Here is an 8,219-nt window from a genome sequence, read left to right on the forward strand (position 1 = left end):
CGCGCCCCCTGCTCATCGGCGGCGGGGCGCTCGTGGCGGCCGGAGCCGTCCTCACCCCGCTCGCCGGCTGGGCCGCGGGCGCCGGCCTGATGGCCGGCGGAGCCGTGCTGTGCGCCTGCTTCGGCGTCCGCGTCACCGTCGACCGGCACGGACTCACCGTCAACGTGCCCGGCCTGCCCCGCCCCCGCGTCCGTATCCCGCTCGACCGGATAGAGGAGGCCGTCCACCGCGACGTCGACCCTCTGCGCGACCTCGGCGGCTGGGGCTACCGGGCCGTCCCCGGCCGCAGCGGCTTCGCCCTGCGGTCCGGCGACGCCGTGGTGGCCCGCCTGACGACCGGCAGCGAATTCGTCGTCACCGTCGACGACGCCGTCACCGCCGCCGCACTCCTCAACACCCTGGCCGAGCGCGCCCGCACGGCGAACGGCGGCGGCTGACATGCTCTTCCGCCTCGACCACGGCTCCCCGGTGCCCCTCGGCGACCAGATCGCCGCCTCCGTGCGCGGCGCCATAGCCGACGCCGCCGTACGCCCGGGCGAACGCCTCCCCGCGGCCCGCGCCCTCGCCGACTCCCTAGGCGTCAACGTCCACACCGTCCTGCGCGGCTACCAGCAGCTGCGCGAGGAGGGCCTCATCGAACTCCGGCGCGGCCGCGGCGCGGTCGTCACGGCCGACCCGGGAGCCCCGGGCAGGGCCCGGCTGACCGACGGCGTCCGAGACCTCATCGCCGAAGCGCGGTCGCTGGGTCTGTCGGACGACGAGGTGATGGACCTGGTGCGGACGGGGCTGGCCTGACGGCGCGGCGGGCGGGGTCAGAACTCCGAGGTGTCCAGGTCGAGACCGAAGGGTTCGGGGAGGTGGACGGGGGTGCCGAAGGGGACGGGGCCGTCCGTGCGCGTGTAGCCCAGCTGGCCGGGTTCGCTGAACAGCAGACAGACGCGTTCCTGCCGGTCGACGAGCAGATACAGGGGAGCTCCGTACTCGGCGTAGCGGCGGCGCTTCGCGATCCGGTCCGTGTCTCCGTTGGACTCGGAGGTGACTTCGGCGATGAGGAGGGTCTGATCGGGGACCAGAGCGTCTCCGCCTTTTGCGAGCTCGCGAGGTACTACCGCAAGGTCCGGTACATACCAGTTGGGGCTGCCCGGCAGGTCGAGGTTTCCCGCGCCTGCCCTGCAGCCGAGCTTCCGTAGTGTTGGTCCGATCTGTTCGCGAATCAGGTCGGTTACGTGTTCGTGGTCCCATGTCGGCACGACTTGCTCGATGACCCCCTCCACGATCTGCGCCCGGTCGTCCCCCCGGATGTGCTGGATCGCATACTTCAGTGCGGTTTCGGGGTCGTCGGCTGCGTAAGAGTGAGGTTGTGCGCTCATTCGGTCCTCCCGCGGATCGTGACTGCAGCATGACGACTGTCCAAGGTCTACGGCAATCGCCGCCACAGACCCGCCCGTTCGGCCCAATATCCACTCGTACTGGTGAACCAGGCCCGCTTCCACCCGCTAATCCACCCCCTGTCATGATCGAACCCGCGGCGGCCGGGGGTGCCGTCGCACGGGGAGGTCGCCTCATGGGCGCTCAGGTCAGTTCTTTCGCCGACGACGCCGCGCGGGCCCGGATACTCGGTGCCTACGACAAGGCCATGGCCTTCTGGCCGGAGCCGCGGGGGCAGCAGGACGTCGCGACATCCTTCGGGAGCACCCGCGTCCACACCTACGGCGGCGGCCCGGGCACGCCGGTCGTCCTGCTGCACGGCCAGAGCGCGACCCCCGCCGAATGGGCGCCGCACGTGGCCGCGCTCGGCGAGGGGCGCCCCGTGCTGGCCGTCGACCGGGTCGGCGAGCCGGGGTACAGCACGCAGAGCGCCCCCATCACCACGGCGGAGGAGACCGCGAGCTGGCTGGAAGAGGTCCTTGCGGGCCTCGGTCTGGAGCGGGCGCACCTGGTCGGTCATTCGTACGGCGGCTGGGTCGCCCTCAATCACGCGGCCCGCAGGCCCGCCCGCGTGGCCTCGGTCACCGCCTACGATCCGCCCCGCGCCCTGGCGGCGCTGAAGCCGGGCTTCCTCCTCGGCGCGGTGGCCGCCATGCTCAGCGGCTCCGAGAAGTTCCAGCGGCGCTGGTTCAGCGGGCTCATCGGTGACACGGGCGCGGACCCCGAGGAGGCCGAGGCGCAGCTGCAGCTGTCGCTGGAGGCCATGCGCGGCTTCCGTGTGCGCCTGCTGCCGCCGCCGCGCATGAGCGACGAGGAGCTGCGCTCCGTGACCGCCCCCGCCCTGGTCCTGCTCGGCGGTGCGGACCGGGCCATGGACTCGAAGCGTGCCCGGGAGCGGGCGGGCCGCCTGATCCCGGACGTGCGGGCGGAGATCGTGCCCGGCGCCGGGCACGGCGTTCCGGTGAAGGCGCTGAACAGCCGCGTGCCGGAGTTCTGGCGCGAGGTGGAGGCCGCGCCGGGCGGGCACGCCTGAGGAGGCGGGCACCGGTCGCGGGGCGTAGGGGCCCGCCAGGACATGACCGTTCCCCGGCGATGTATTAGAGTTATCTCGACATCGAGATATCTGCCGAGAGGCGTACCGCTGTCGCGCCAGTAAGGCATGCCTAACTAAGGCACACCTTATCGGATCGGCGGGACCGTGGGGCGGCAGGATGGCCGCAGTACGCGAATTCATGCATGAAGGAGACTGTCGTGTCGGCGAACAGCTTCGACGCCCGCAGCACGCTGCAGGTGGGCGACGAGTCGTACGAGATCTTCCGGCTGGACAAGGTCGAGGGCTCCGCGCGCCTTCCCTACAGCCTGAAGGTGCTGCTGGAGAACCTGCTCCGCACGGAGGACGGCGCGAACATCACCGCCGACCACATCCGTGCCCTGGGCAGCTGGGACTCGCAGGCCCAGCCCAGCCAGGAGATCCAGTTCACGCCGGCCCGCGTGATCATGCAGGACTTCACCGGCGTCCCCTGCGTCGTCGACCTCGCCACCATGCGTGAGGCCGTCAAGGAGCTCGGCGGCGACCCGGCGAAGATCAACCCGCTGGCCCCGGCCGAGCTGGTCATCGACCACTCCGTCATCGCCGACAAGTTCGGCACGAAGGACGCCTTCGGCCAGAACGTCGAGCTGGAGTACGGCCGCAACAAGGAGCGCTACCAGTTCCTGCGCTGGGGCCAGACCGCCTTCGACGAGTTCAAGGTCGTCCCCCCGGGCACCGGCATCGTCCACCAGGTGAACATCGAGCACCTGGCCCGTACGGTCATGGTCCGAGGCGGCCAGGCGTACCCCGACACCCTCGTCGGCACCGACTCGCACACCACGATGGTCAACGGCCTCGGCGTGCTGGGCTGGGGCGTCGGCGGCATCGAGGCCGAGGCCGCGATGCTCGGCCAGCCGGTCTCCATGCTCATCCCGCGCGTCGTCGGCTTCAAGCTGACCGGTGAGCTCCCGGCCGGCACCACCGCCACCGACCTCGTCCTCACGATCACCGAGATGCTGCGCAAGCACGGCGTCGTCGGCAAGTTCGTCGAGTTCTACGGCGAGGGCGTCGCCGCCACCTCGCTGGCCAACCGCGCCACCATCGGCAACATGTCGCCGGAGTTCGGCTCCACCGCCGCGATGTTCCCGATCGACGGCGAGACGCTGAAGTACCTCAAGCTCACCGGCCGCTCCGAGCAGCAGGTCGCGCTCGTCGAGGCGTACGCCAAGGAGCAGGGCCTGTGGCTGGACCCGGCCGCCGAGCCGGACTTCTCCGAGAAGCTGGAGCTGGACCTGTCGACGGTCGTCCCGTCGATCGCCGGCCCGAAGCGCCCGCAGGACCGCATCGTCCTCGCCGAGGCCAAGGCCCAGTTCGAGCGTGACGTCCTCAACTACGTCTCCACCGCCGACGAGGCGGGCGAGGAGTCCTTCCCGGCCTCCGACGCCCCGGCCGCCACGAACGGCGTGCCCAGCCGCCCGACCACGGTCACGGCCCCCGACGGCACGACGTACGAGATCGACCACGGCGCCGTCACCGTCGCCGCGATCACCTCCTGCACCAACACCTCGAACCCCTACGTCATGGTCGCCGCGGCGCTCGTGGCCAAGAAGGCGGTCGAGAAGGGCCTGACCCGCAAGCCGTGGGTCAAGACCACCCTCGCCCCGGGCTCCAAGGTCGTCACCGACTACTTCGACAAGGCGGGCCTGACCCCCTACCTCGACAAGGTCGGCTTCAACCTCGTCGGCTACGGCTGCACCACCTGCATCGGCAACTCCGGCCCGCTGCCGGAGGAGGTCTCCAAGGCGGTCAACGAGCACGACCTCGCGGTCACGTCCGTCCTGTCGGGCAACCGCAACTTCGAGGGTCGCATCAACCCCGACGTCAAGATGAACTACCTGGCCTCCCCGCCGCTGGTCGTCGCGTACGCCATCGCGGGCTCCATGAAGGTGGACATCACCAAGGACGCCCTGGGCGCCGACCAGGACGGCAACCCGGTCTTCCTCAAGGACATCTGGCCGAGCGAGGCCGAGGTCAACGACGTCGTGGCCAACGCCATCGGCGAGGACATGTTCAACAAGTCCTACCAGGACGTCTTCGCGGGCGACGCCCAGTGGCAGGCGCTGCCGATCCCGACCGGCAACACCTTCGAGTGGGACACCGAGTCCACCTACGTCCGCAAGCCCCCTTACTTCGAGGGCATGACGATGGAGACCACCCCGGTCTCCGACATCGCCGGCGCCCGCGTCCTGGCGAAGCTGGGCGACTCGGTCACCACCGACCACATCTCCCCGGCCGGTGCCATCAAGGCCGACACCCCGGCCGGCAAGTACCTCACCGAGCACGGCGTCGAGCGTCGTGACTTCAACAGCTACGGCTCGCGCCGCGGCAACCACGAGGTCATGATCCGCGGCACGTTCGCCAACATCCGCCTGCGCAACCAGATCGCGCCGGGCACCGAGGGCGGCTTCACCCGCGACTTCACGAAGGACGGCGCCCCCGTCTCCTTCATCTACGACGCCTCGCGCAACTACATCGAGCAGGGCATCCCGCTGGTCGTCCTGGCCGGCAAGGAGTACGGCTCGGGCTCGTCCCGCGACTGGGCCGCCAAGGGCACCGCGCTCCTCGGCGTCAAGGCCGTCATCGCCGAGTCCTACGAGCGCATCCACCGCTCGAACCTCATCGGCATGGGCGTCCTGCCGCTGCAGTTCCCCGAGGGTGCCTCGGCCGAGTCGCTGGGCCTGACCGGCGAGGAGACCTTCACCTTCACCGGTGTGACCGAGCTCAACGAGGGCCGCACGCCCCGCACGGTCAAGGTCACCACCGACACGGGCGTGGAGTTCGACGCGGTCGTCCGCATCGACACCCCCGGTGAGGCGGACTACTACCGCAACGGCGGCATCATGCAGTACGTGCTCCGGAGCCTGATCCGCAAGTAAGCGGTTCCGGTAAGCGAGCGGTGAGGGCCGCACCCCGTACGAACGGGGTGCGGCCCTCGCGCGTCTAGGCGTCCAGCGGGCGCAGGAAGTCCAGCGTCCAGACCTGGTGGAAGTCGGCCTTGCTGGGCGGGACGAGCTTGATCTGCTCACCGAAGTGCCCGGCGGCCAGGGCCAGCTGGTCCTTCTCGTCGATGATCTGGAGACCGCCGACGGCCGAAGTGAAGATCCACTTCGTCCACTGGTCCCGGTTCACGCTGTTCGCCCAGAGCTTCTGCTCGGCGACGATGAGCCCGGGGGTCGTCGTGTCGTCCTCGTCGAAGTCGTCGGCGAGGGAGATCACGTACGGGGAGCCCGGGATGGGCTCGGCCGGCTGGACGTTCCACTCCTGGAGGATCGGCGGGTACAGCGGGCGGTCGGTGTTGACCGGCAGGCCGTGGTCGAGAGCGTGCTCGCGGGCGGTGATGAGCGCCGGCGGGCCGATGATGTGGGCGTAGAACCGGTAGACGCCGGGCTTGACCGGAATCGGAGGCATCGTCGCCTTCCTTTCCCTGAGCTCTGGGCGGCGGTCGGGCGACCGCCGGTGCGGGTCCACGTTGACAGGGGCCGTGAGTCTGTCGAAAGGGCCGGAAGCCGCCAAGCTGAACAAGGCGTGAAGTATGCGGTCAATCAAGCCAATTGACTCGTGCACCCCTTTGACCCGGTACGCGCGTTCGCCCCTGCACCCTCACGGGGCAAACCCTAACTCGACCGGGTGATAGGGGTGTTGGCGAAGTGTCGGACATTCCCCTCCTGGTTAACCTCCCGCGGGGATCGACGCCGGGACGATGTCGCCCCTAGGGAGGGAACAACCATGGGATCCGCCGTCACTTTCGGGGAGCTCGAACGCCTGTCGGGCGAAGAGCTCCCACCGCGGCTCGCGCTGTCGAGCATGTTGTCGGCGGGGACCGACCAGCCGGTCTATCCGGCGATGGTGAAGACCGACCACGGCACGACGGTCGCCTACGCCTGCCAGTACCGGCAGAACGCGGGAAGTCCTCCGCTCCTCGTCTTCCTGGGACTCGCCTCCCAGGACCCCGGCTACACGACGACGTGCATTCCCGCGGCCATCTCCACCCATTGAGCACTGATCCGCAATCCGTAATCAGAGAAGGGGAATGGAATGGACAACGCCATCAGCTTCGAGGAACTCGACGGCGTCGCGGGCGAGCTCCTGCCCGAGCGCACGGTCATGGGCATCGTGGCCGCCCCGCTCGCGTACGGCCCCGCCGGGGACGGCGACGGCGGCGCCGGCGCCGGTGCCGGCAGCTCCAGCAGCAGCGCCGCGACGGCCTCGGGCGGCGGCGTCTACGCTCCGCCCGCCTCCGACCACGGCACCACCATGCTGTCGGCCTGCCAGTCCGTGGACCGGCAGCAGCCGGCCGGCCTGCTGAGCTCGCTCAGCCTGCACTCGCAGAACCCGGCGACCGGCATGCACTGCATCCCGGCGGCCGTCTCCAGCCACTGATCGCCTAGCGGTCCGCCGTACACACCGGGGAAGGGCCGGACGCTTCCGGCCCTTCCCCGAACCCTGTCCCCACACGGAGAGCGCCCATGACACTGCCCGCGCTGGTGGCCGGTACGGAACTGGTCGGCGAGTTCGAGGACTCCGGCTACCGCGAGCCGCCGCACCTGGTCTGCCGGCCCGACGGGCAGATCGTCCGGCTCCCCCCGCTGCTGTACCAGGTCGCGCGGGCGCTGGACGGCCGGCCCGTCGCGCGGGTGGCCGAGCGGGTCAGCCGGGAGACGGGGCGGCAGTTCACCGCGGAACACGTCGTCTACGTCATCGACAAGAAGCTCGCCCCGCTCGGCATCACGACCTACAGCGACGGCTCGCCGCCCCCGCCCATGCAGAAGAGCGACCCGTTCCTCGCCTTCCGGTTCCGCCTGGCGGTGCTGCCGGAGCGCGCCACATGGTTCCTGGCCGGGCTGTTCGCGTGGCTGTTCCGGCCCCTGCTCGTCCTGCTCGCCCTGGGCGCCTTCGCCTTCGGCGAGGTCTGGCTGTGGATGACCCAGGACACGGGCGCCGCGCTGCAGTCCGTGCTCTCCTCCCCGGCCGACGTCCTTCTCGTCGTCCTCCTGGCCGTCGCCTCCTGCGTGTTCCACGAGATGGGCCACGGGGCGGCCTGCCGCTACGGCGGTGTGCGGCCCGGGGCGATGGGCTGCGGCATCTACCTGGTGTGGCCCGCCTTCTACACCGACATCACCAGCTCGTACCGGCTCGGGCGGGCCGGGCGCATCCGCGCGGACCTGGGCGGGGTCTACTTCAATGCCCTGTTCGTGCTGGGCCTGCTGGCGCTGTACGAGGTGACCGGGAGCCCGCTCCTGCTGGTGGCGATCTTCTCCGTGCACGTGGAGATGGTCCAGCAGCTGCTGCCCACGCTGCGGTTCGACGGCTACTACATCGTGGCCGATCTGGTCGGGATCCCCGACCTGTTCAAGTACATCGGACCGATCCTGAAACGGGTCGTCCTGCGCCGCCCGGAGGACGAGCGCCTGAAGGCGCTGAAGCGGTGGCCGCAGATCGTGGTCGCGGCGTGGGTCCTGTTCCTGGTGCCCGCCCTCACGCTGCAGCTGTGCATGGTGCTGGCCAACCTGCCCCAGTTGCTCCGCACGGACTGGCAGACGATCACGTCGCTGGCCGAGCACGCGGGCGCCGACGGCTATCCGGTGCTGGGCCTGATCGCGGCATCCCTTCAGGTCGTCCTGCTCACACTGCCCGTGGCGGGTCTGACGCTGGCTCTGTGGCGGCCCGCGCGCTTCCTCGTCCGTGCCGCCGCAGGGGCAGC

At 70.3% G+C, this 8,219-nt stretch carries 8 protein-coding genes and 1 pseudogene; 7 read left to right on the forward strand and 2 right to left on the reverse strand.

The features are described from left to right. Together V7793_RS28550 and V7793_RS28555 are read left to right on the forward strand one after the other, a co-directional pair. Window positions 1–437: pseudogene (locus V7793_RS28550) on the forward strand (DUF1648 domain-containing protein); the annotation flags it as partial. A gap of 1 nt (window position 438) precedes the next feature. After that, window positions 439–795 carry a GntR family transcriptional regulator gene (locus tag V7793_RS28555; RefSeq protein WP_336011642.1) on the forward strand — a complete coding sequence of 119 codons (357 nt, stop codon included), beginning with the start codon at window positions 439–441 and terminating at the stop codon, window positions 793–795. 17 nt (window positions 796–812) lie between these two features. On the opposite strand, the gene V7793_RS28560 is transcribed toward V7793_RS28555, so the two are convergent. Continuing rightward, a complete protein-coding gene (locus V7793_RS28560) occupies window positions 813–1,370 on the reverse strand; it encodes a Uma2 family endonuclease (RefSeq protein ID WP_336011645.1) in 558 nt (185 codons plus the stop codon). A gap of 194 nt (window positions 1,371–1,564) precedes the next feature. Here V7793_RS28560 and V7793_RS28565 point away from each other — a divergent pair, with 194 nt between their 5' ends. Then, window positions 1,565–2,461 carry an alpha/beta fold hydrolase gene (locus V7793_RS28565; protein WP_336011649.1) on the forward strand — a complete coding sequence of 299 codons (897 nt, stop codon included), beginning with the start codon at window positions 1,565–1,567 and terminating at the stop codon, window positions 2,459–2,461. 218 nt (window positions 2,462–2,679) lie between these two features. After that, entirely contained in the window at window positions 2,680–5,394 is a 2,715-nt protein-coding gene (gene acnA, locus V7793_RS28570; protein WP_336011652.1) for an aconitate hydratase AcnA, read from the forward strand. Between the two features lie 64 nt (window positions 5,395–5,458). On the opposite strand, the gene V7793_RS28575 is transcribed toward acnA, so the two are convergent. Then, entirely contained in the window at window positions 5,459–5,926 is a 468-nt protein-coding gene (locus tag V7793_RS28575) for a hypothetical protein (protein WP_336011654.1), read from the reverse strand. Window positions 5,927–6,244: 318 nt separating this feature from the next. On the opposite strand from V7793_RS28575, the gene V7793_RS28580 reads away from it, so the two are divergent. From V7793_RS28580 to V7793_RS28590, 3 genes are all read left to right on the forward strand, one after another. Then, window positions 6,245–6,514 (forward strand): hypothetical protein, encoded by a 270-nt coding sequence (locus tag V7793_RS28580; protein ID WP_336011657.1) that lies wholly within the window; start codon window positions 6,245–6,247, stop codon window positions 6,512–6,514. A gap of 39 nt (window positions 6,515–6,553) precedes the next feature. Then, the gene (locus tag V7793_RS28585) at window positions 6,554–6,898 is read left to right on the forward strand and encodes a hypothetical protein (RefSeq protein ID WP_179083073.1); all 345 of its coding nucleotides are present in this window, start codon (window positions 6,554–6,556) and stop codon (window positions 6,896–6,898) included. Window positions 6,899–6,984: 86 nt separating this feature from the next. Beyond that, on the forward strand, window positions 6,985–8,219 hold a 1,235-nt coding region (locus V7793_RS28590; RefSeq protein WP_336011663.1), incomplete at its 3' end, for a hypothetical protein.

The sequence above is a fragment of the Streptomyces sp. KLMMK genome (genome assembly GCF_036961605.1).
Lineage (GTDB): Bacteria > Actinomycetota > Actinomycetes > Streptomycetales > Streptomycetaceae > Streptomyces > Streptomyces telluris.